This is a genomic window from Kitasatospora sp. NPDC001527 (genome assembly GCF_040298605.1).
Taxonomy (GTDB): domain Bacteria; phylum Actinomycetota; class Actinomycetes; order Streptomycetales; family Streptomycetaceae; genus Kitasatospora.
This window is the reverse complement of record NZ_JBEPAM010000011.1, coordinates 21,074-42,165: the sequence shown is the minus strand read 5'-3', so window position 1 is coordinate 42,165 and position 21,092 is coordinate 21,074. Positions and strand designations below refer to the sequence as shown.

Sequence of the window (21,092 nt, the reverse complement as noted above, 5' to 3'; positions counted from 1 at the left end):
TTCTCCCCGCCGGAGCCGCCCGGTGCGGCGGCACGCCGTGGGTCCCGCCACGGCCGTCAGGAAGACGCTACCCGGCCGCGGGGCGGTGAGTCCGCTCCCGGCCGTGATCCGTGCGGACTTCTCGGGGGCCGATTCCGGGGCAAAACAGCATGTCCCGGGTGGTTTCAGGCATCGGACAGCGGGGAGGAGTCGGTCGGGAAACCAGGAGCCGACTGTCGGCGGACCGGCCGGTGCGGGGAGCTACCAGGACCCCTCCCCGTCCCCGCGTCCGCACCCAGGACCGCACCGCCCGCGGGCGCACTGGTCAGCGCAGCCCGGGCGGCGCGGTCCGCCCGCGCACGGGAAACGCCGCGGCCCCCGGTCACGGCGGAAGCGTGACCGGGGGCCGCGGCGGTGTTCCTAGTACCAGTGGTGCGACTGCCAGAACGACCAGGCGCCGCAGGGGCTGCCGTAGCGGCTGTTCATGTAGCTCAGGCCCCACTTGATCTGGGTGGCCGGGTTGGTGCGCCAGTCGGCGCCGGCCGAGGCCATCTTGGAGCCGGGCAGCGCCTGGACCAGGCCGTACGCGCCGGAGCTCTTGTTGGTGGCGGTGTAGTTCCAGCCGCTCTCGCGCTTCACGATGTTGCTGAAGCACTGGAACTGGGCGTCGTTGCCGACGATCTGCTGGGCCAGCTCCTGCACCGAACCGGGGCTGACCGAGACCGGGGCGGGCGCGGAGCTGTCGGTGGCGGCCATCGCCGAGCGGGCCTTGGAGCGGTTGGCGGCGGCCTCGTCGGCCTTGCGCTTCTCCTCGGCGGCCTTCGCGGCCTTCTCCGCCTCGGCCTTGGCCGCGGCTTCCTTGGCCGCGGCGTCGGCCTTGGCCTGAGCCTCGGCGGCGGCCTGCTGGCGGGCGGCCTCTTCGGCGGCCTTCTGCTCGGCGGCGGCCTTGGCGGCGGCGTCGGCGGCGGCCTGCTGGGCGGATGCCTGCGTGCCGATGTTGTCGCTGATGGTCTGCGCCTGGGCGCCGGAGGGGACTTCGGCAAGCAGGGTCGCGCCTGCGACGTCGACCGTCTGCGTCGTCTTGCCCTCGCTGCCCGAGGCCATGCCCACGACGGCACCGACAGCGGTGACGGCGGTGGCGGAGGCGACAGCAACTCCCCGGACCGAGATCCGAGTCACATGGATTCCTTCCAGCATCGCCCACGCGTGACCGTGCGGGCGCAACATGCCCCTTGGCGCTGCCCTCCGTACGGTGCCGGTCACGGGAGGTACTGACCCGACGTCCGGCCGGGGTGAGGCGACCGGGCGTTGCGATCGGGCGGCGTACGGCGAGCGGTTTTCAATTGTGCATCCACCGACCGGAGTTGGCGGATCGTCCGGGCCGGACCCCCGGTCTCCCGGAAGCCCTGCCATGCCGTACGCGGGGCCTGACAGAACCCTCACCATGCCGCACGGGGACCTGTCGACGCAATTCCCTGTTGCGTGGCGGGCGTCACATTCACCGAACCGGCGTTCGCCGGACACACAGCACTCGATGTGATGAAAGGGACAGGGCCCGCCCCCTCAGGAACGGGCCCCGCGCCGGGAATTGACGCTTTTGTCCGTGATTGTCCGGATGTTCCGGATGGTCCGGCATCAACCGGTCACGGGTTCACGTCCTCCAGCATCTCCGTCACCAGCGCCGCGATCGGCGAGCGCTCCGAGCGGGTCAGCGTGATGTGCGCGAAGAGCGGATGCCCCTTCAGCTTCTCCACCACCGCCACCACGCCGTCGTAGCGGCCCACCCGGAGGTTGTCCCGCTGCGCCACGTCGTGGGTGAGCACCACCCGCGAGCCCTGGCCGATCCGGGACAGCACCGTCAGCAGGACGTTGCGCTCCAGCGACTGCGCCTCGTCCACGATCACGAAGGCGTCGTGCAGGGAACGCCCGCGGATGTGGGTGAGCGGCAGGACCTCCAGCATGCCCCGCGAGATGACCTCCTCGATCACGTCCGGGGTGGTGACCGCCGAGAGGGTGTCGAAGACCGCCTGGGACCAGGGGCTCATCTTCTCCGTCTCGGTGCCCGGCAGATAGCCGAGCTCCTGCCCGCCGACCGCGTACAGCGGCCGGAAGACCATCACCTTGCGGTGCTGCTGCCGCTCCAGGACCGCCTCCAGGCCGGCGCAGAGCGCCAGCGCGGACTTGCCGGTGCCGGCCCGGCCGCCCAGCGAGACGATCCCGACCTCCGGGTCGAGCAGCAGGTCCAGCGCCACCCGCTGCTCGGCGCTGCGCCCGCGCAGGCCGAACGCCTCGCGCTCGCCGCGCACCAGCCGGACCCGGCCGTCGCCGGCGACCCGGCCGAGCGCCTTGCCGCGCTCGGAGGTGAGCACGAGTCCGGTGTGCACCGGCAGCTCGGCGGCGCCGTCGACGTCCACCCCGGCGTCATGGCCGGCCGCGAACAGGGCGTCCACGTCGTCGGCGGGCACGTGCAGCTCGGCCATGCCCGTCCAGCCCGAGGTGATCGCCAGCTCGGCCCGGTACTCCTCGGCGAGCAGGCCGACCGAGGACGCCTTGATCCGCAGCGGGAGGTCCTTGGAGACGACGGTGACGTCGTAGCCCTCGGCCTGCAGGTTGCGGGCCACCGCCAGGATCCGGGTGTCGGCCTCGCCGCCGCCCGCCCGGTAGCCGGCCGGCAGTATCGACGGATCGGAGTGGTTGAGCTCCACCCGGATGGTGCCGCCGAGCTCGCCGACCGGGATCGGCTCGTCGAGGCGGCCGTGGCGGATCCGGTAGTCGTCGAGCAGTCGCAGCGCCTGGCGGGCGAAATACCCCAGCTCCGGGTGGTGCCGCTTGGCCTCCAGCTCGGTGACCACCACCACGGGGAGGACGACCTCGTGCTCCTCGAAACGGCTCATGGCGAGCGGGTCCGCCAGGAGCACACTGGTGTCGAGAACGTACGTGCGCCGGTCTGGTGTCCGGCGGCTCTTGGAACTGACCACTAGGCCTCCAGGGCGGATGACCCTGCGTCATCCGCGGCAAGCCGGCCCCCGCTGCCCCGGTGGCCTCGGGGCCGGTCTGATCGGAGTATTCCCAGGCGGGGGGCGGTGCATTCGCGCCCTCGGAGAACTGACGGATCATTGCGGGTGAACGTTTGGCCTCGCCCGGCCGCCGGGTAGGCCAGCCCCTACGGTGGTCAATCCGGCACGCCGGACCGCCGGGCCCGGTCTCCCGGGAGCGCTCCACCGCCCGGTCAGAGACCCATCCGCCGGTTGCGCTGCTCGTAGGCGCGCAGCGCCCGCAGGAAGTCGACCTTGCGGAAGGCCGGCCAGTACGCCTCGCAGAAGTAGAACTCGCTGTGCGCGCTCTGCCAGAGCAGGAAGCCGGAGAGCCGCTGCTCGCCCGAGGTGCGGATGACCAGGTCGGGGTCGGGCTGGCCCTTGGTGTACAGGTGCTCGGCGATGTGCTCGACGTCCAGGACCTCGGCCAGTTCCTCGATCGAGGTGCCCCGGCCGGCGTGCTCCTGGAGCAGCGAGCGGACGGCGTCGGCGATCTCGTGCCGGCCGCCGTAGCCGACGGCCACGTTGACCGTGATGCCCTCGATGCCGGCGGTCTGCTCGGCGGCCCGCTTCAGGACGTCGGCGGTGTGCTGCGGCAGCAGGTCCAGCGCGCCGACCGGGTTGATCCGCCAGCGGCGGGCGGCGGCCAGGTTGGTGACCGCGTCCTCGATGATGCCGAGCAGCGGGACCAGTTCGTCGGCCGGGCGGTCCAGGTTGTCGGTGGACAGCATCCACAGGGTGACGACCTTGACGTGGGTCTCGTCGCACCAGCCGAGGAACTCGCTGATCTTGTCGGCGCCGCGCTGGTGGCCGTCCGCGGTGGACCCACCGGTCGCGCGGGCCCAGCGGCGGTTGCCGTCGAGGATCACGCCGATGTGGTGCGGGGTGCGGGCGAGGTGCACCTCGACCCGGCGACCGTAGAGGCCGTACATCCCGTCCAGCAGGACGCGCAGACCAGGCGTGCGTTCGACGACATCGCGCAGACCCATGGTTTTCGGCCCCTCCGTACTCACTTCACCGGGTGCTTCAGAACCCCCGGCGCAGCCTACTCCCGCGTCGTGGCGGCAGGGAAAGCCGCAGGTCGCGGGAGGGTCACGGTCCTGTGCGAAGTCTGTCGCGACGGGCGCGCCCCAGGTGGCCTGATCGAGCCGACGCGGCGCCCCGGAGACGCTCCGGGGAACGGCCGGGGGCCGGATACGGAACGGTCTCCGATTCCTTAAGGAATCCGTAAGCCGACGGTTCAATGCTTGACGACCCCCAATGGTCTAGTCCAGCTTTTGTTCCCAGGGCGGAACAGAACACCGGACCCGCCCTCGTCAAGGCAGTACTTCGGACGCAATGCCCTCCCCCACACGCGGCCGCCGCGCCCCCCACCGCGGCGGCCGCTCCTCCCCCACAGGAGCGCACCTCCATGGCCCGTACGCTGAACCGGCCCGTGGCGCACAAGCGCCGCCGCGGCCCCGTCCCGGCCCTCGCCGCGGGCGCCACCGCCCTCGCCCTGGCCGGCACCGGCCTCGCCCTCTTCGCCGGCGGCGCCAACGCGGCGGCCGGGAACCTGGTCGCCAACGGCGGCTTCGACGGCTCGCTCGGCGGCTGGGTCTGCACCGGTGCCGCGAGCGCCGTCACCACGCCGGTCCACTCCGGCTCGGGCGCGCTGCAGGCCACCCCGGGCGCGGCGGACACCGCCGAGTGCACCCAGACCATCAGCGTGCTGCCCAACACCAGCTACACCCTGAGCGCCTGGGTCCAGGGCCCGTACACCTACCTCGGGGCGCGCGGCACCGGCGGCACCGACCCGAGCGTCTGGTCCAACCAGAACAGCTGGAACCAGCTCTCCACCACCTTCACCACCGGTGCGAGCGCCAAGAGCGTCACCGTCTACCTGCACGGCTGGTACGGCCAGAGCGCCTTCCTCGCCGACGACGTCGTGCTGAGCGGCCCGGGCGGCCCCGTCACCCCGAGCCCGACGGCGACGGTGACCCCCACCCCGACCGTCACCCCGACGGTGACGCCCACGGTCACCCCGACCCAGACCGTCACCCCGACCCCCACCCAGACGGTCACCCCCACCCCGACCGCGACGCCCACGGTGACCCCCACCGCGACGCCGACCGGCAACCCGAGCACCGGGGTGCCGAAGCACGCCATCACCGGCTACTGGCACAACTTCGACAACAAGGGCAACAACCTCCAGAAGCTGAGCGACGTCCCGGGCGCGTACGACATCATCGCGGTGTCGTTCGCCGACGCTGTCGCCAACCGCGCCGGCGCCATCACCTTCAAGCTGGACCCGGAGCTCTCGGCCGGCCTCGGCGGCTACACCGACGCCCAGTTCCGCGCTGACGTGAAGGCCAAGCAGGCGGCCGGCAAGAAGGTCATCATCTCCATCGGCGGCCAGAACGGCGCCATCCACATCAACGACGCCACCGCCGCGTCCGCCTTCGTCGAGACCGCCTACGCGGTGATCAAGGACTACGGCTTCGACGGCCTCGACGTCGACCTGGAGAACGGCCTCAACCCGACCTACCTGGCCGACGCGCTGCACGCCCTGCAGGCCAAGATCGGCCCGAGCTTCGTGCTGACGATGGCCCCGGAGACCATCGGGATGTACTCCACCGCCGGCTCCTACTTCCAGCTGGCGCTGAAGACCAAGGACATCCTGACCGTCGTCAACACCCAGTTCTACAACTCGGGCGGCATGAACGGCTGCGACGGCAAGGTCTACACCCAGGGCACCATCGACTTCATCACCTCGCAGATCTGCACCCACATCCAGGGCGGTCTGCGGCCCGACCAGGTCGGCATCGGTGTCCCGGCCTCCAGCAAGGCGGCCGGCGGCGGCTACGTCGCGCCGAGCGTCGTCAACAACGCGCTGGACTGCCTGGCCACCGGCAACAACTGCGGCAGCTTCGTCCCGCCGGCCAAGTGGCCGACCATCCGGGGCGCCATGACCTGGTCCACCAACTGGGACTCCGTCAACGGGAACGCCTTCGCCAACACGGTCGGCCCGTTCGTCCACCAGATGCCGTAACTCCCCCCGGCGCGCCGCTCCTTGAGGGTGGAGCCTGCGCGTCGGCGGCGGGCCCGTCGTACCTGACCGGTACGGCGGGCCCGTTCGCGTTCCGGGGCCGTTCCGCCCGCCCCGGCCGGCTCGGGAGCAGCCGGCTCAGGAGTGACCGGCTCAGGAGTGGCCTAGCACCGCCAGCAGGGTGCCGAGCAGCAGGAACGGGCCGAGCGGCACCTCCCGGCCGCGCACCGGACGGCGGCGCACCAGGGCGGTCAGCAGGACGCCGACCGACCAGAGCCCGGCCAGCAGCACGAAGGCGACCAGGCCGGCGAAGGCGGCGGTCCAGCCGTAGCGGCCGAGCAGCGCGCCGAGGCCGAGCGCCAGCACGGTGTCACCGGCGCCCACCAGGCCCAGCTGGACCGGGACTTCGAACAGCGCCCCGGCGGCCAGCGCCACCAGCAGGCAGCGCGGCAGCACCCCCGGGTCGCCCTCGACCAGTTGCACGGCCGTCAGCAGCAGCGCGAGACCCGCCGCCAGCGTCCAGGTGAGCGGATAGGGCAGCCGGTGCACCCGGGCGTCGGTGAAGCCCAGCACCACGCCGGGCCCGGCCAGCCAGAGCAGCAGCAGCGCGTCCGCCGGGTGCGCGGCGGCGAGCGCGGCGGCCGCCGCGGCGGCGGTGACCGCCTCCACCCGCCAGGGGCCCGGGCCCAGGCCCCTCCGGCAGCCCGGGCACCGCCCGGTGGGCGGCAGGCCGCGCAGTTCCCGCCCGCAGGACGGGCAGGCCAGGCACCACGGTTCACCCTCCGGCACGGTGTACCGCACCACCAGGCCGCGCAGCGCCGGCGCCGCCAGCAGCCCGGCCAGTACCGCTCCCAGCGCGCTCGCGATCACGGCTCGCCCCCTCCTCGCGTCCGACCGACGGCACCACGTCACCACGTCACCACGGCGCCACGGAACCGGGGCACCGCACAGCAGTGTGCCGTCCGTCTCGTTCCGGACGGCACCCCGCCCGCGCCTCCTCGTCTTCGGCGGGGTTGCGGACGCCCGGCCGCCGATCCGGAAGGCGGGCGACGGCATCCGCCTCCCGATCGAAGGAGTAGCGGAACCCCGGCGTCCGGGCGGTCCGGCGGGCGGCCCGGCGCACGCGCCCAACCGCCCGTTCGTGCCCCTAAAGTAGGCAGGCATGCAGGTCATCCAGTCCAGCAAGCTCGCCAATGTCTGCTACGACATCCGCGGTCCGGTGCTCGACGAGGCGATGCGGCTGGAGGAACAGGGCCACCGCATCCTGAAGCTCAACACCGGCAATCCCGCGCTCTTCGGCTTCGACGCGCCGCCGGAGATCCTCCAGGACATCCTGCGCAACCTCTCCACCGCGCACGGCTACGGCGACTCCAAGGGGCTGCTCGCCGCGCGCCGCGCCGTGGTGATGCACTACGAGGAGCGCGGCCTGGACGGCCTGACGGTCGAGGACGTCTTCCTCGGCAACGGCGTCTCCGAGCTGATCCAGCTGGCGATGACCGCGCTGCTGGACGACGGCGACGAGGTGCTCGTCCCGGCCCCGGACTACCCGCTGTGGACGGCGTCGGTCTCGCTGGCCGGCGGCACCGCCGTCCACTACCGCTGCGACGAGCAGTCGGAGTGGTACCCGGACCTCGCCGACATCGAGGCCAAGGTCACCGACCGGACCAGGGCCCTGGTGGTGATCAACCCCAACAACCCGACCGGCGCGGTCTATCCGCGCGAGGTGCTGGAGGGGCTGGTCGGGATCGCCCGCCGGCACCGGCTGGTGATCTACGCGGACGAGATCTACGACAAGATCCTCTACGACGACGCCGAGCACATCCCGCTCGCCAGCCTGGCGCCCGACCTGTTCTGCGTCACCTTCAACGGCCTGTCCAAGGCCTACCGGGTGGCGGGCTTCCGCTCCGGCTGGATGGTGCTCTCCGGCGACCGCGACCGGGCCCGCAGCTACGTCGAGGGCCTGACCGTGCTCGCCTCGATGCGGCTGTGCGCCAACATGCCGGCCCAGCACGCGGTGGCCGCGGCGCTCGGCGGACGGCAGTCGATCAAGGACCTGGTCCTGCCCGGCGGCCGGCTGCTGGAGTCCCGGGACGCCGCCTACCGGCTGCTCAACGAGATCCCCGGGGTCAGCTGCGTGAAGCCGAAGGGCGCGCTGTACGCCTTCCCCCGGCTGGACCCCAAGGTCTTCAAGATCAGGGACGACGCCCGGATGGTGCTCGACCTGCTGCGGGCCGAGCGGATCCTGCTGGTCCAGGGCACCGGCTTCAACTGGCCCGAGCCGGACCACTTCCGGCTGGTCACCCTGCCGCGCGCGGAGGAGATCACCGACGCGGTCACCCGGATCGGCCTGTTCCTGGGCGGCTACACCCAGCCCTGAGCAGCCGCGGGAAAAGCGCTACGGCCGGAGTCCCGGTCCGGACGATCTCCTTGGTCGGGGAAAGATCGTCCGTCGGGGCTCCGGCCGTCCTGTCGCCGGCCGGTGCGCGGTTCGTGCAGCGCACCGGCCTCTCTACCGCTCCTGCTGAGGCTCAGGCTCAGCCGAGGCGGGCGACCAGGTCCCGGTACTCGTCCCACAGCGCGGCGGGCGTGTGGTCACCGAACAGCTCCAGGTGGGCCGGGACGAGCGCGGCCTCCTGGCGCCAGATGTCGGCGTCGACGGTGAAGAGCAGGTCGAGGTCCTCCTTGGACAGCTCCAGGCCGTCCAGGTCGAAGCCCTCGACGGTCGGCAGCACGCCGATCGGGGTCTCGACGCCCTCGCCGGTGCCCTCCAGGCGCTCGACGACCCACTTCAGCACGCGGCTGTTCTCGCCGTAGCCCGGCCAGACGAACTTGCCGTCGGCGTTCTTGCGGAACCAGTTCACGTAGTAGATCTTCGGCAGCTTGGCGGCGTCCGCCTGGGCGCCGACCTTCAGCCAGTGGGCGAAGTAGTCGCCCATGTTGTAGCCGCAGAACGGCAGCATCGCGAACGGGTCGCGGCGCAGCTCGCCGACGGTGCCCTCGGCGGCGGCGGTCTTCTCGGAGGCGATGTTGGCGCCCAGGAAGACACCGTGCTGCCAGTTGAAGGACTCGGTCACCAGCGGGACGGCGGTGGCGCGGCGGCCGCCGAACAGGATGGCCGAGATCGGCACGCCCGCCGGGTCCTCCCACTCGGGGGCGATGGTCGGGCACTGCGCGGCCGGGACGGCGAAGCGGGCGTTCGGGTGGGCGGCCGGGGTCGAGGACTCCGGCGTCCAGTCGTTGCCGCGCCAGTCGGTCAGGTGGGCCGGCTTCTCGTCGGTGAGGCCCTCCCACCAGACGTCGCCGTCGTCGGTGAGCGCGACGTTGGTGAAGACGGTGTTGCCCCAGAGGGTGTCGATCGCGTTGGCGTTGGTGTCGACGCCGGTGCCGGGCGCGACGCCGAAGAAGCCCGCCTCCGGGTTGATGGCGTACAGGCGGCCGTCGGCGCCGAAGCGCATCCAGGCGATGTCGTCGCCGATCGTCTCGACCTTCCAGCCCGGAACGGTGGGCTGGAGCATCGCGAGGTTGGTCTTGCCACAGGCGGAGGGGAAGGCCGCCGCGACGTACTTGGGCTCCGCCTCGCCCGCGGGGCCCGCCGGCGGGGTGAGCTTCAGGATGAGCATGTGCTCGGCCAGCCAGCCCTCGTCGCGGGCCATCGTCGAGGCGATGCGCAGCGCGTAGCACTTCTTGCCGAGCAGGGCGTTGCCGCCGTAGCCGGAGCCGAAGGACCAGATCTCCCGGGTCTCCGGGAAGTGCGAGATGTACTTGGTGCTGTTGCACGGCCACGGCACGTCCGCCTGGCCCTCGGCGAGCGGGGCGCCGACGGTGTGCACCGCCTTGACGAAGTCGCCGTCCTCGCCGAGCTGGTCGAGCACGGCCTGGCCCATGCGGGTCATCACGCGCATCGACACGGCGACGTAGGCGGAGTCGGTGATCTCGACGCCGTACGCGGCCAGCGGGGAGCCGACCGGGCCCATCGAGAACGGCACGACGTACATGGTGCGGCCCTTCATGGCGCCGCGGAACAGGCCCTGCTCGCCCTGGAAGATCTCGCGCATCTCGGCGGGAGCCTTCCAGTGGTTGGTCGGGCCGGCGTCCTTCTCCTGCTCGGAGCAGATGAAGGTGCGGTCCTCCACGCGCGCCACGTCCGACGGGTCGGAGGCGGCGTAGTAGGAGTTGGGTCGCTTCTCCTCGTTGAGCTTCTTGAAAGTGCCCTGGGCGACAAGCAGGTCCGCGAGGCGCTGGTACTCCTCCTCGGAACCGTCGCACCACTCGACGCGGTCCGGCTGGGTGAGCTCCGCGATCTCGTCCACCCACGCCAGCAGGCGCTGGTGACGGGTGGGCGCGGCGCTGAGAGCAGCCGAGTTCTCGTTCGACACGATCGCTCCGTTTCACGCCATCCCGGCGGGGAGACGGCGTAGCGGGGGTTGAGGGTGCTTGCAGCGTAGCTCCGGGCCTACGCCTCGAACACGGCACAACGGCAGAGTTGACGCATCTTTTACTACAGTACGGATGATTACCAGCCAGTAGGGCAGCGGGTTCAGCACCTCCCGGCGCCCGCCGACCGCCCTCCCAATACTCCAAAACGTCCAAGTCGTGATGAGCGCCACTTCCTACGGATCGGTAACCTACGGAGTCGTAGGTAGCGGGTAGCATGCCGCTCATGACTGCTGAGCTCCTGGAGATCACGGAGCGTGCCGACAGCAAGCCCAAGTGGCGCGGCTGGCTGCACGCCGGAATGTTCCCCGCCACGGTGGCCGCCGGGATCGTGCTGATCTGCCTGGCCGAACCGGGGCCCGCGAGAGTCGCGTGCGCGATCTACTCCGTCAGCGCCTGGCTGCTCTTCGGGGTCAGCGCGGTCTACCACCGCTTCCATTGGGGGCCGCGCGGGGACGCGATCCTGCGCCGGCTGGACCACGCGAACATCTTCCTGATCATCGCGGGGACCTACACGCCGTTCACCATCCTGCTGCTGGACGGCGCCGCCCGGCAGGTGCTGCTCTGGGCGGTCTGGGGCGGAGCCCTGGCGGGGATAGCGTTCCGGGTCTTCTGGGTCGGCGCGCCGCGCTGGCTCTACACGCCGGTCTACCTCGCGCTGGGCTGGGCCGCCGCGTTCTTCCTGCCGGACTTCCTGCGCACCGGCGGCGTCGCGGTCCTGGTGCTGATGATCGTCGGCGGCGTGCTCTACAGCATCGGCGGCGTGGTGTACGGGCTCAAGCGGCCCAACCCCTCACCGCGCTGGTTCGGCTTCCACGAGGTGTTCCACGCCTTCACCCTCGGGGCCTTCATCACCCAGTACGTCGGCGTCTCACTGGTGGCCTACAGCGCGGCCGGCTGAGCCCGGCGCCCCGTGACGGGCGGTCGGCCGGTCGTGCGACCGGGCGGCCGCCCGTTCCGCCGTCCACTCCCGGACCTGGTGCTCGTGCACCCGGTCGTGCGGCGCGCGCTCGTGCGACCCGTCGTACCGCCGCTCGCGCGGCCGGTCCTCGTGCAGCCGGTCGAAGCGCTCGTGGAGGTGCCGGCCGTGGACCGGCCGCCCGGCCTGCCGCGCGTCGATCGCCGCCCTGGCCCGCCGGCAGCGCTCGCAGTGCGCGGCGTCCACCGTGCCGGCGGCCGTCCGGTGCCCGCGCGGCGCCGAGCGGCGGTCCGGCTCGGGCGCCTGATGGAGCAGCCGCCAGCGCCGGCCCACGTAGACCATCAGCAGCAGCACCTCGATCCCGGCGACCACCAGCACCAGCGCGGCGCCGTGGATCAGATAGGCCGCGACCACGGCCAGCGCCGAGCCCACCACCACCGCGGCGCCCCAGATCTGGGCACCCGACTCCCGAACGGCCATGACGGCTTCCCCTTCCTGCGCCGGGCTTGTGGTCGGCCCCTGCCGCCCCACCCCTTCTCCGCTCTCGGCACGCGCCGGTCCGCACTGACCGACGGCCACATCGTATCTACCGTCAGTCACCCGAAGCCGCCCGAAAGCGGCGAACGACAGATCAACGTTGCGTCAATTCCCCGTGCGGAACGCGCACTTCCAGGACACATCACGGAGCGTGACGATTGGCCGACGCCTCCCGGCATTGACGGTGACCATCTTTTGGGAGTTACTGTCATTTGACAGAGACTCCCTTCACAGGTCTCCGGAGGTACCCGTGCCCACTCCGCCCACCGACGACCAGGCGGCGGCCCCGCCCGGCCCGGACCCACGGCGCTGGCTCGCGCTGGTCGCGGTCGCGCTGAGCGTCCTGGTGATCAGCCTCGACATGACGGTCCTGAACGTGGCCCTGCCCACGCTGGCCTCCCAGCTCCAGGCCACCACCGGCCAGCAGCAGTGGATCGTCGACTCCTACACCGTGGTCTTCGCCGCCGTGATGCTCCCGGCCGGGCTGATCGGCGACCGCTTCGGGCGCCGCTTCACGCTCACCCTGGGCCTCGCCCTGTTCGGCCTCGCCTCGGCGATCGGCATGCTGGCCGACAGCCCCGCCACGCTGATCGCCGCCCGCGCCGCGATGGGTCTGGCCGGCGCGCTGGTGATGCCGATGTCCATGGCGGTGATCCCCGGCCTCTTCCCGCCCGGCGAGCAGCGGCGCGCCACCGCGATCCTGGCCGCGGCGCTGGCCGTCGGCACCCCGCTCGGCCCGCTGATCGGCGGCTTCATCCTCCAGCACTACTGGTGGGGCGCGATCTTCGCGATCAACCTGCCGCTGGTGGCGATCGGGATCACCGCCTGCGCCGTCCTGCTGCCGGAGACCCGCAACCCCGCCGCGCCCCCGATCGACGTGCCCGCCACCCTGCTCGGCGCCGGCGGGCTGGCCGCGCTCACCTACGGCATCATCGAGAGCCCCGAGCGCGGCTGGGCCGACCCGGTGGTGCTCGGCACCGTCGGCGGCGCGCTGGTCGCGCTCACCCTGTTGGTGCTGCGCAGCCGGCGGCAGCGGGACCCGATGCTCGACCTGTCGCTGCTCGCCGACGCCGCCTTCCGCTGGTCGACGGTGGCCGCGACACTGGTGTCCCTGGTCCTGTTCGGCGCGTTCTTCGTGCTTCCCCTCTACTTCCAGAGCGTCCTCGGCGCGGACGCCTTCGGCACCGGTCTGCGGCTGATGCCGATGATGCTCGGCCTGATGGTGGCCGCCCGGCTCAGCGACAAGCTGGTCGCCCGGACCAGCCCCCGGACGGTGATCGCCCTGGGCCTCGCCCTGCTGGCCGGCGCCCTGCTCATCGGCAGCAGCACCGGGGTCTCCGACGGCTACGGCCTCGCCGCGCTCTGGCTCACCCTGCTCGGGGTCGGCATGGGCCTGTCCCTCATCACCGCGCAGGCCACCGCCCTGCTCACGCTGCCGCCCGCCCGGGCCGGTGTCGGTTCCGGCCTGCTGCAGACCTTCCGCCAGGTCGGCGGGGCCATCGGGGTGGCCGTCTTCGGCAGCCTGCTCGCCAACGCCTACCGGGGCGCGCTGGACACCGGCGCCCTGGCGGCGGGCACGGCCGAGCAGGCCGGGAGGTCGGTGGTCGCCGCCGACGCGGTCGCCGCCGCGGCCGGCGATCCGGCGCTGTCCGCCTCCGCGCACGGTGCCTACGTGCACGGGATGACGGTGGTGCTGCTGGTCTCCGGGGTGATCGCGGTGCTGTCGGCGGTGCTGGTCGCGCTGCGGATGCCCGCCGTCGAACCGGCCGGGCCGCCCGCCGGGGCCACCGCGGTGCCCGCCGCCGATCGCGGATAATCGAAGACATGAACGCAACGCGGCCGGCAACGGCACCTCCGACCGGACCGGGCAACCCGATCCAGGCGATGCTGGAGGCGCCGCTGTCGCTGCGCGAGCGCAAGAAGCTGAAGACCCGCCAGGCCATCCGGCGCGAGGCGTACCGGCTGATCGCCGAACAGGGGTACGAGAACACGACGGTGGACCAGATCGCGGCCGCCGCCGAGGTCTCCCCGTCCACCTTCTTCCGGTACTTCGCCACCAAGGAGGACCTCGTCCTCACCGACGAGTACGACCCGGCGATGATCGACGCGTTGCTCGCCAGGCCTTCCGGGGAACCGTTTCTGCACTCCTGCCGGGAGGCCGTCATCGGGCTGATCCGGCAACTGCAGGAGCACGAGCGCGAGGAACTGCTCGTCCGGATGCGGCTGGCCAAGGACGTCCCCGCGCTGCGCGCCCGGATGATCGAAACCGGCAACGAGCCGCAGCGGCTGTACCTCTCCGTGCTGACCCGGCGGGCCGGCCTCCAGGAGCCCACCTTCGAGATGCGGATCACCGCCGCCGCGATCGGCGCCGCCACCACGGAGGCGGTGCTGCACTGGGCCGACGGCGACGGCGCCGAGGACATCGCCGATCTGGTGGACCGCACCTTCGCGATCCTGGAGGACGGCTTCACCGGCCTGTAGCGCATGCGGGAGGGGCGTGACGGGCGGGGTTCCGACCGTCACGCCCCCGAGGGGGTGCCCCTGCGCGCTACCCGTGCCGCAGGGACGTCCGCCGCCGCAGGGCCACACCCGCGCCCGCGAGCGCGGTGGCGCCCAGGGCCGCGGCGGCCGTCACGGCCGGCAGCGCGGTGCCGCCCGCCGACGGCCCGGCGGCGGGCTCGTAGCCGCCGCCCCGGCCCGCCCGGTCGTACGCCGAGCCGGGCAGCTTGTCGCCGTACCGCTGCCGGACCAGGCCCTGGTACGCGGCCAGGCTCACCCCGGCCTCGCCCACCGAGCGGCGCGCCTCGTCGTCCAGCGGCAGCACCCGGCCGTCCCGCAGCACGTACCAGGCGTTGATCTGCGGCTCACGGAACGCCGTCCCGCCACCGCCCTGCGCGGCGCGCGCCGCGTAGTCGCCCTCGTCGCCGCCGGTGGCGATGTTGACCACCCGCCAGCCGCCGTCCTGCCTCACCGTCCAGACCGAGGCGACCCGGCCGTCGGCCGCGACCACCCGGCTGGCGGCGAACTCGGCCCGGGCCACCGGCGCGCCCGGGGTGCCGGAGACGAAGGCGGCGTCCAGCGTGTACACCGGCACGGTGTCCCCGGCCAGCCGGGGCGCGGCGGCGGCCGGCGCCTCCGGCTCGGCCGCCCCGGGGGCGAGCCGGCCGGCCGGACCGGTCGGCGGCTGTCCCTTGCCGGCGAGGAAGCGGCCCACCTGGTCGAGCACCGCGGGGCTCTGCACCGCGCTGCGGGCCTGGGCCAGCTCCGCGGCCGGCACCGGCTCGGGCACCCCGGCGGGACCGGCCGGACCGGCGGCGGAGGCGGCCGGCGCGAGCGCCAGCCCCAGACCGGCGGCGAGCAGGACCGCCGCCGCGCCGCGGACGACCGCGGCCTTGTGCGTGCTGCTCATGTCGCCCCTCACGCGCCGATCCGGTACAGGGAGTGGGTCCAGGAGAACGTGCCGTTCGACACGTAGTAGTTGTAGTCCGCCCAGTTGTAGCGGTAGTTGGACGGCCACGGGTCGCCCCAGTAGACCCAGTTGCTGCCGGTGTCGTACCCGTACAGGACGTGCATGTGGCCGCCGCCGGAACTCCACTGGATCCGGGTCTCGACCGGCCGGTCGGCGTTCACCTCGGTCTGCACCGTGCTGTAGCGCAGGTACCCGGACACGTACGAGCCCGGGTTGATGCCGATCCAGCTCAGGGCGTTCTGCACATCGCCCAGCGTGGCCTGGCTGTTGGGGCAGCTGGAGCCGGTCGAGCGGCCGAACGCGGCGTTGCAGAACTGGTTCTGGCTGTAGGAGTAGCCGTACCAGGTGGCGATGGTGTTGCCGCTCGCCGCCCAGCACCAGTTGCTCTGCTGTTGCTGCTGCATGGTGATGTCGAGCTTCTTGGAGGTGCCGGCCAGATCGGCCGTGGCACCCGCGGCGCCCGCGGGCCGCACCCGCTGCGAAGGGGCCTCGGCCGTGGGGGCGGCCTGGGCCGGGGTGACGGCCGCGACGCTGAGCGCCGGACCGAGGACGCCGAGCGCGAGCACCGAGACGGCGCGGCGCAGGCGTATCCGTGTGACGGACATGGGGGTTGTCCTCCTTGCGACAGGCAGAGGAGTCGAGAGGTGTGGGGGTGCGGTCCGGATCGCGCCACCGAGCATCGCGCCGCCGGCACAGCCGGTCAACGGCCCCCGGACGCCCGCCCACCCGGGTGTGAACGGACCCGCCGCGCTGTGAACGCCGGCCTCCGAACCCCCGCCCAGGACGTCGGGACCGGTGACAAACCCCCCTCCCCGTGTGAATATTCACGACCGACCGGGGCCCACCGCACAGCACACGCCGGACGGGGCCGGCCCCGTCCGCCACCCGAGGAGGCCGCATGCAGCGGACCGACCGAACCGACCTCGTCACCGCCCTGCGCACCGGCCCGTTCGACCTCGCCCTGCGCACCGCCATCGCCGCCCGCGGCCTCGCCCTGCACCGCATCCGCGACCACCTCGCGCTGCGCGGCGTGCACATCGGGGTCACCAGCCTCAGCTACTGGCAGCAGGGCCACCGCCGCCCGGAACGTCCCGAATCGCTGCGCGCCGTCCGCGAGTTGGAGAAGGTGCTGGACCTCCCCGCGCACTCGCTCACCCGGCTGCTCGGCCCCCGGCGCGCCGCCCCCGCCGCGCCGGCCGGTCCGCCCGTGCGCCCCTACCGCGACCTCATCACCCCGGCCACCGCCGTCGACGACCTGCTCGCCGAGTTGGCCGGCCCGCGCGACAGCGGGCTGCACACCGTCACCCACATCGAACGGATCCGGATCGGCGCCGACCGCCGCCTGCGGCGCCGCGACTCCCAGCACGCCCTGCGCGCCCACCGCGACGGCATCGACCGCTACCTCGCGATCCACCAGGGCGATCCCGGCAGCGACATCACCCGGGTCGGCGTCCGCGCCGAGGAGAACTGCCGCCCCGGACGCATCCGCCGCGACCAGGCCCACGACCTGCTGATCGCCGAACTGCTGCTGGACCGCCGGCTGCGCGCGGGCGACACCCACCTGCTCGGCTACGGCTTCGACGACGCCCCGGCGCCCGAGCCCAGCTGCGAGTACCTGCGCGGCTTCCACGCGGGGGCCGGGCAGTACGTCCTGCAGATCACCTTCCACCCGGCCGCGCTGCCCGTCCGCTGCCACCGCTTCGCCCGCCGCTCGCCCGCCGAGGAGCCCTACGAGAGCGAGGAGCTGACGCTCGACGGCCACCACTGCGTCCATCTGGTCGCCACCGCCGTGCGGCCCGGCATCCTGGGCATCGGCTGGGACTGGGAGTGACCGCGTCTCCCGGTCACCGGGGCACCGGGGCGTCGGGTCACCGGAGCGTCGGGTCCGGGGCCGCGCGGCGGGCGTCGTAGCGGGGGTCGACGGTGCCGAACAGCCGGTCCCAGAGCGTGGTGTAGAAGCCCAGGTTGACCGCCGGATCGGCGTGGTGACCGGCGTGGAACATCGGCAGCGCCACCCAGCGGAACACCGCGAGCCGCCGGACCCGGACCGGGAAGGGCTCCACACCCAGGTGCCCGAGCAGGCCGAAGACCAGGTTGACGCCGATGTAGCCGGCCAGCGCGGGCGCGGACATCCCCGGCCAGAGGCAGAGCACCGCGATCCACGCGCCGCCGAAGCCCAGCACCTCCAGCGGGTGCAGCACGAAGAGCGTCGCGGGGCGCGGGTCCGGATAGGCGTGGTGCAGCTCGTGGGCCAGCCGGTAGAGCCGGCGGCGGTGGGCCAGCCAGTGCCCGCCGTACATCAGCGCGTCCATCACCAGGGAGAACAGCAGCAGATCGGCCACCGCGCGCGGTCCCGCGTCGGCCGTGAGCCGGATCCAGCCGGCCCGCCAGAGCAGCCAGCCGGCCAGGCCGACGGCCGAGTTGAGCAGCACGGCGACCACCGTGAGCAGCCGCTCCCGGCGGTCGGGAGGCGCGGGTGGCGGGGTCACCCGCCGGTCGCCGAAGCGGCGGACCAGCAGGCCGCCGGCCAGCAGGGCCAGCGCGAACAGCGCCAGGTTCCCGGCCAGCGCACCCGCCGCCGCCTGCGCCGGGCTCAGCCGCCCGGCCCATCCGAGTACCGCGTCCACCGTCGGGCTCCCCCCGGTCGCCGGCCCACCCCTCCGGTGCGACGCCGCCCCGCCCGGGGCGGTTCCCGCCGTCGGACCTCTGGCGTCAGGCGTCAGGCGTCGAAGGCCAGCACCAGGCAGTCCTCCACCGGCCGGTAGCCGATCTGCTGGTAGATCGAGTTGCTGGTCGGATTGGCGAGGTCCGTGTAGAGCAGCACCTCCCCGGCCCCGCCGGCGAGGGCGGCGGCCGAGGCGGCCGCCGTGACGCCGCTGGCGTAGCCGCGGCCGCGGGCGTCGCGCGGGGTGTAGACCGGGCCGATCCGGGACATCCCGGCGACGACCGCGCTGACCCCGGCCACCGCGACCGGCCGTCCCCCGTCCTCCCACAGGTGCAGCTGACCGGCCGCCGTCCGGTCGTCGACCACCGTCGCGACGTCGGGGATGCTGATGTCCACCTCGGCCGCGAACTCCTCGAACCAGCGGACCAGCAGTTCGCGGTCGGCCGCCCCGGCGAGCCGCGGCCGGCCGGCGGGCGCGGAGGTCCGGTCAACTCGCCGAGCCGGTAGAGGCGTTCCTCGGTCCTGACGGACCCGGTGAGCCCGGTCGCCGCGCCCCACGCCACGCCGAACGCCCGCACCGCCGCGACCCCGCCGGAGACCCCGGTGAGCGCCGTGAACCCGGCCCGGGCACCGGCGAGGTCGGCCGCCAGCTCGGCGGCGGCCTCCGCCGGCATCACCCCCAGCCGCGGGACGAAGGGCGGGGTCTGCAGGAACACCCCCTCGACCGGCCCGTCCGGCTCGCGGCGCCACCAGCCGAACACCGGCGCGCCGTCGCCGTAGTAGTGCGGGCCGCGCGCCGCCAGTCGGTCCGTGACCGTGAGCAGCACGGTGTTCTCGGCCGGGTGCGCGGCGAGCAGACCGCCGGCCTGCGCGCGGAAGTCGTCCAGGGAGGTGGTGAGAGTCCAGGGCATGGCCCATCCTCGCCCGCGCCCCACGCCGCCCACCAACGGTTTTACCCCTCCGCCGCCCCCAGCCGCTCGGCCAGGACCGCCGGGTCGGTGGTCGGCGCGTCGCAGGTGAAGTGCCGGCAGACGTAGGCGGCGGGCGCGCCGTCGACCAGCGGCCGGCCGGAGAGCAGCGGGACCTCGTCGCTGCCCGCGCCCGGCTCGCCGAACGCGACCACGGCCCCGGGCGCGGTGCCGAGCAGCGCGGCCCGGTGCAGCGCGACCGTCCCGGGGTCGCCGGCCCGGCCGATCACCGCGACCTCACGGGGCCCGTCGGCCAGCGCCTCGGCGGCGGCCAGGCCCCAGCCGACGAACCGCGGCGCGCGCGAGGCGAGCGCCCCGACGATGCCGAGGGCCCGCTCGGCGGCGGTCCGGTGGCGGGCCGAGCCGGTGTACGCGGCGTACGTGAGCAGGGCGGCCGCGGCGGCGGTCCAGCCGGACGGGGTCGCGTTGTCGGTCGGGTCCTGCGGGCGCCGGATCAGCTCCTCGGCGTCGTCGGCGGTGTCGTACAGCGCGCCGGTCTCCTCGTCGGCGAAGTGCTTGAGCACGGTGTCGAGCAGACCGCCGGCCAGCTGGAGCCACTCGGCCTCGCCGGTGACGGCGTACAGCGCGAGGAAGCCCTCGGCGGTGTCGGCGTAGTCCTCCAGGACGCCCGCGTTGGCCCCGGGGCGGCCGTCCCGGGAGGTGCGCAGCAGCCGGCCCTCGGGGGTGAGGTGGACGGCGAGCAGCAGGTCGGCGGCGCGCTCGGCGGCCCGCACCAGGTCGGGGCGCTCCAGCAGCGCGCCGGTCTCGGCGAGCGCGGCGATCGCCAGGCCGTTCCAGGCGGCCACCACCTTGTCGTCCCGGGCCGGCGCCGGACGGGCGGCGCGGGCCTCCAGCATGCGCGCGCGGATCGCCTCGTACTCGGCGAAGTCCTCCGGGTCGGCGAGGAGTTGGAGGACGGAGGTGCCGTGCTCGAAGGTGCCCCCGGCGGTGACCGAGAACAGCCGGGCGGCGGTGGCGGCGTCGGCCGGGCCGAGCAGGTCGACCAACTGGCCGGGCTCCCAGACGTAGTAGGCGCCCTCGGCGCTGGTGCCGGTCTCCTCGTCGAGGCTGTCGGCGTCCAGCGCGGAGGCGAACGCGCCCTCGGTGGTGCGCAGTTCGCGCAGCAGGAAGTCGGCGGTGGAGAGCGCGACCCGGCGGGCCGAGGCGGAGCCGGTCGCCCGCCACAGGTGCAGGTAGGCGCGCAGCAGCAGCGCGTTGTCGTAGAGCATCTTCTCGAAGTGCGGCACCACCCAGCCGGCGTCCACCGCGTACCGGGCGAAGCCGCCGCCGAGCTGGTCGTGGATGCCGCCGCGGGCCATCGCCTCACCGGTGCGCACGGCCATCTCCAGCGCGGCCTGCGAGCCGGTCCGGGCGTGGTGGCGCAGCAGGTACTCGATCACCATGGCCGGCGGGAACTTGGGCGCCCCGCCGAAGCCGCCGTGCCGCGGGTCGAAGTCGCGGCTGAGCGCGACCAGCGCCTGGTGCAGGTCGGCCTCCCCGGGCGGCTGGTGCACCCCGCTGCCGACCGCGTAGACCGAGGCCCGCTCGGCCAGGTCGGCCCGGATCCGGCCGGCGACCTCACCCACCTCGTCCCGCCGGTCCCGCCAGGCGGCGTGCACCCCCTCCAGCACCTGCCGGAACGACGGCATCCCGTGCCGGGGCTGCGGCGGGAAGTAGGTCCCGAAGTAGAACGGCTCCTTGCCGGGGGTCAGGAAGACCGTCATCGGCCACCCGCCCTGCCCGGTCGCCGCCTGCACGGCCTCCATGTACACGGCGTCGACGTCCGGCCGCTCCTCCCGGTCCACCTTGACCGCGACGAACCGCTCGTTGAGGTACTCCGCCGTCCCCTCGTCCTCGAACGACTCGTGCGCCATCACATGACACCAGTGGCACGCCGCGTACCCGACCGACAGCAGCACGGGCACGCCGCGGCGCGCCGCCTCCTCGAAGGCCTCGGGTCCCCACGGCCACCAGTCGACCGGGTTCTCGGCGTGCTGCTGCAGGTACGGCGACGTGGCGTCGGCGAGGCGGTTCGGCATGCCCCCATCCTCGCGCATC

At 73.4% G+C, this 21,092-nt stretch carries 17 protein-coding genes; 6 read left to right on the top strand and 11 right to left on the bottom strand.

Annotated features, from left to right (window positions below; translation table 11 throughout):
* Positions 1-399: 399 nt before the first annotated feature.
* From ABT238_RS14285 to ABT238_RS14275, 3 genes are all read right to left on the bottom strand, one after another.
* Complete coding sequence (locus ABT238_RS14285; RefSeq protein WP_350563234.1) at positions 400-1,158, bottom strand: aggregation-promoting factor C-terminal-like domain-containing protein; 759 nt, start codon at positions 1,156-1,158, stop codon at positions 400-402.
* A 464-nt stretch (positions 1,159-1,622) separates the two neighbouring features.
* Entirely contained in the window at positions 1,623-2,957 is a 1,335-nt protein-coding gene (gene phoH2, locus ABT238_RS14280) for an RNA 5'-3' helicase PhoH2 (protein ID WP_350563232.1), read from the bottom strand.
* A gap of 251 nt (positions 2,958-3,208) precedes the next feature.
* Complete coding sequence (locus tag ABT238_RS14275; protein ID WP_350563230.1) at positions 3,209-4,003, bottom strand: isoprenyl transferase; 795 nt, start codon at positions 4,001-4,003, stop codon at positions 3,209-3,211.
* 422 nt (positions 4,004-4,425) lie between these two features.
* Between ABT238_RS14275 and ABT238_RS14270 the strand changes: the two genes are divergently transcribed.
* Entirely contained in the window at positions 4,426-6,045 is a 1,620-nt protein-coding gene (locus ABT238_RS14270) for a chitinase (protein WP_350563228.1), read from the top strand.
* 150 nt (positions 6,046-6,195) lie between these two features.
* On the opposite strand, the gene ABT238_RS14265 is transcribed toward ABT238_RS14270, so the two are convergent.
* A complete protein-coding gene (locus ABT238_RS14265) occupies positions 6,196-6,912 on the bottom strand; it encodes a prepilin peptidase (protein WP_350757576.1) in 717 nt (238 codons plus the stop codon).
* Between the two features lie 292 nt (positions 6,913-7,204).
* Here ABT238_RS14265 and ABT238_RS14260 point away from each other — a divergent pair, with 292 nt between their 5' ends.
* Positions 7,205-8,419, top strand: coding sequence for a pyridoxal phosphate-dependent aminotransferase (locus ABT238_RS14260; protein WP_350563224.1), 1,215 nt, complete (start codon positions 7,205-7,207; stop codon positions 8,417-8,419).
* Positions 8,420-8,576: 157 nt separating this feature from the next.
* On the opposite strand, the gene ABT238_RS14255 is transcribed toward ABT238_RS14260, so the two are convergent.
* Positions 8,577-10,418, bottom strand: a complete 1,842-nt coding sequence (locus tag ABT238_RS14255; protein ID WP_350563222.1) for a phosphoenolpyruvate carboxykinase (GTP) — start codon at positions 10,416-10,418, stop codon at positions 8,577-8,579.
* 284 nt (positions 10,419-10,702) lie between these two features.
* Between ABT238_RS14255 and trhA the strand changes: the two genes are divergently transcribed.
* Positions 10,703-11,377, top strand: coding sequence for a PAQR family membrane homeostasis protein TrhA (trhA, locus tag ABT238_RS14250; RefSeq protein WP_502884200.1), 675 nt, complete (start codon positions 10,703-10,705; stop codon positions 11,375-11,377).
* On the opposite strand, the gene ABT238_RS14245 is transcribed toward trhA, so the two are convergent.
* On the bottom strand, positions 11,348-11,875 hold the full coding sequence (locus ABT238_RS14245) for a hypothetical protein (protein WP_350563218.1): 528 nt from the start codon (positions 11,873-11,875) through the stop codon (positions 11,348-11,350). The genes trhA and ABT238_RS14245 overlap by 30 nt on opposite strands.
* Positions 11,876-12,182: 307 nt before the next feature.
* On the opposite strand from ABT238_RS14245, the gene ABT238_RS14240 reads away from it, so the two are divergent.
* On the top strand, positions 12,183-13,748 hold the full coding sequence (locus tag ABT238_RS14240) for an MFS transporter (protein WP_350563216.1): 1,566 nt from the start codon (positions 12,183-12,185) through the stop codon (positions 13,746-13,748).
* 8 nt (positions 13,749-13,756) lie between these two features.
* Complete coding sequence (locus tag ABT238_RS14235) at positions 13,757-14,413, top strand: acyl-CoA-like ligand-binding transcription factor (protein WP_350563214.1); 657 nt, start codon at positions 13,757-13,759, stop codon at positions 14,411-14,413.
* A gap of 67 nt (positions 14,414-14,480) precedes the next feature.
* Here the strand turns inward: ABT238_RS14235 and ABT238_RS14230 are convergent, their stop codons facing one another.
* Together ABT238_RS14230 and ABT238_RS14225 are read right to left on the bottom strand one after the other, a co-directional pair.
* Complete coding sequence (locus tag ABT238_RS14230) at positions 14,481-15,341, bottom strand: hypothetical protein (RefSeq protein ID WP_350563212.1); 861 nt, start codon at positions 15,339-15,341, stop codon at positions 14,481-14,483.
* An 8-nt stretch (positions 15,342-15,349) separates the two neighbouring features.
* Complete coding sequence (locus tag ABT238_RS14225) at positions 15,350-16,006, bottom strand: papain-like cysteine protease family protein (RefSeq protein WP_350563210.1); 657 nt, start codon at positions 16,004-16,006, stop codon at positions 15,350-15,352.
* Between the two features lie 293 nt (positions 16,007-16,299).
* Between ABT238_RS14225 and ABT238_RS14220 the strand changes: the two genes are divergently transcribed.
* Positions 16,300-17,232, top strand: a complete 933-nt coding sequence (locus ABT238_RS14220; protein WP_350563208.1) for a hypothetical protein — start codon at positions 16,300-16,302, stop codon at positions 17,230-17,232.
* Between the two features lie 37 nt (positions 17,233-17,269).
* Here the strand turns inward: ABT238_RS14220 and ABT238_RS14215 are convergent, their stop codons facing one another.
* The 3 genes from ABT238_RS14215 to ABT238_RS14205 form a co-directional block, all read right to left on the bottom strand.
* Complete coding sequence (locus ABT238_RS14215; protein WP_350563206.1) at positions 17,270-18,028, bottom strand: sterol desaturase family protein; 759 nt, start codon at positions 18,026-18,028, stop codon at positions 17,270-17,272.
* 92 nt (positions 18,029-18,120) lie between these two features.
* A complete protein-coding gene (locus ABT238_RS14210) occupies positions 18,121-18,462 on the bottom strand; it encodes a GNAT family N-acetyltransferase (protein ID WP_350757573.1) in 342 nt (113 codons plus the stop codon).
* Positions 18,463-19,018: 556 nt separating this feature from the next.
* Positions 19,019-21,073 carry a thioredoxin domain-containing protein gene (locus ABT238_RS14205; protein WP_350757570.1) on the bottom strand — a complete coding sequence of 685 codons (2,055 nt, stop codon included), beginning with the start codon at positions 21,071-21,073 and terminating at the stop codon, positions 19,019-19,021.
* Positions 21,074-21,092: the final 19 nt, after the last annotated feature.

Bases quoted from the DNA above. Each gene is read 5' to 3' on its own strand.
- ABT238_RS14275 (WP_350563230.1), bottom strand. From the start codon at position 4,003: ATGGGTCTGCGCGATGTCGTCGAACGCACGCCTGGTCTGCGCGTCCTG.
- ABT238_RS14270 (WP_350563228.1), top strand. From the start codon at position 4,426: ATGGCCCGTACGCTGAACCGGCCCGTGGCGCACAAGCGCCGCCGCGGC.
- ABT238_RS14260 (WP_350563224.1), top strand. From the start codon at position 7,205: ATGCAGGTCATCCAGTCCAGCAAGCTCGCCAATGTCTGCTACGACATC.
- trhA (WP_502884200.1), top strand. From the start codon at position 10,703: ATGACTGCTGAGCTCCTGGAGATCACGGAGCGTGCCGACAGCAAGCCC.
- ABT238_RS14245 (WP_350563218.1), bottom strand. From the start codon at position 11,875: ATGGCCGTTCGGGAGTCGGGTGCCCAGATCTGGGGCGCCGCGGTGGTG.
- ABT238_RS14235 (WP_350563214.1), top strand. From the start codon at position 13,757: ATGAACGCAACGCGGCCGGCAACGGCACCTCCGACCGGACCGGGCAAC.
- ABT238_RS14230 (WP_350563212.1), bottom strand. From the start codon at position 15,341: ATGAGCAGCACGCACAAGGCCGCGGTCGTCCGCGGCGCGGCGGCGGTC.
- ABT238_RS14225 (WP_350563210.1), bottom strand. From the start codon at position 16,006: ATGTCCGTCACACGGATACGCCTGCGCCGCGCCGTCTCGGTGCTCGCG.
- ABT238_RS14220 (WP_350563208.1), top strand. From the start codon at position 16,300: ATGCAGCGGACCGACCGAACCGACCTCGTCACCGCCCTGCGCACCGGC.
- ABT238_RS14205 (WP_350757570.1), bottom strand. From the start codon at position 21,073: ATGCCGAACCGCCTCGCCGACGCCACGTCGCCGTACCTGCAGCAGCAC.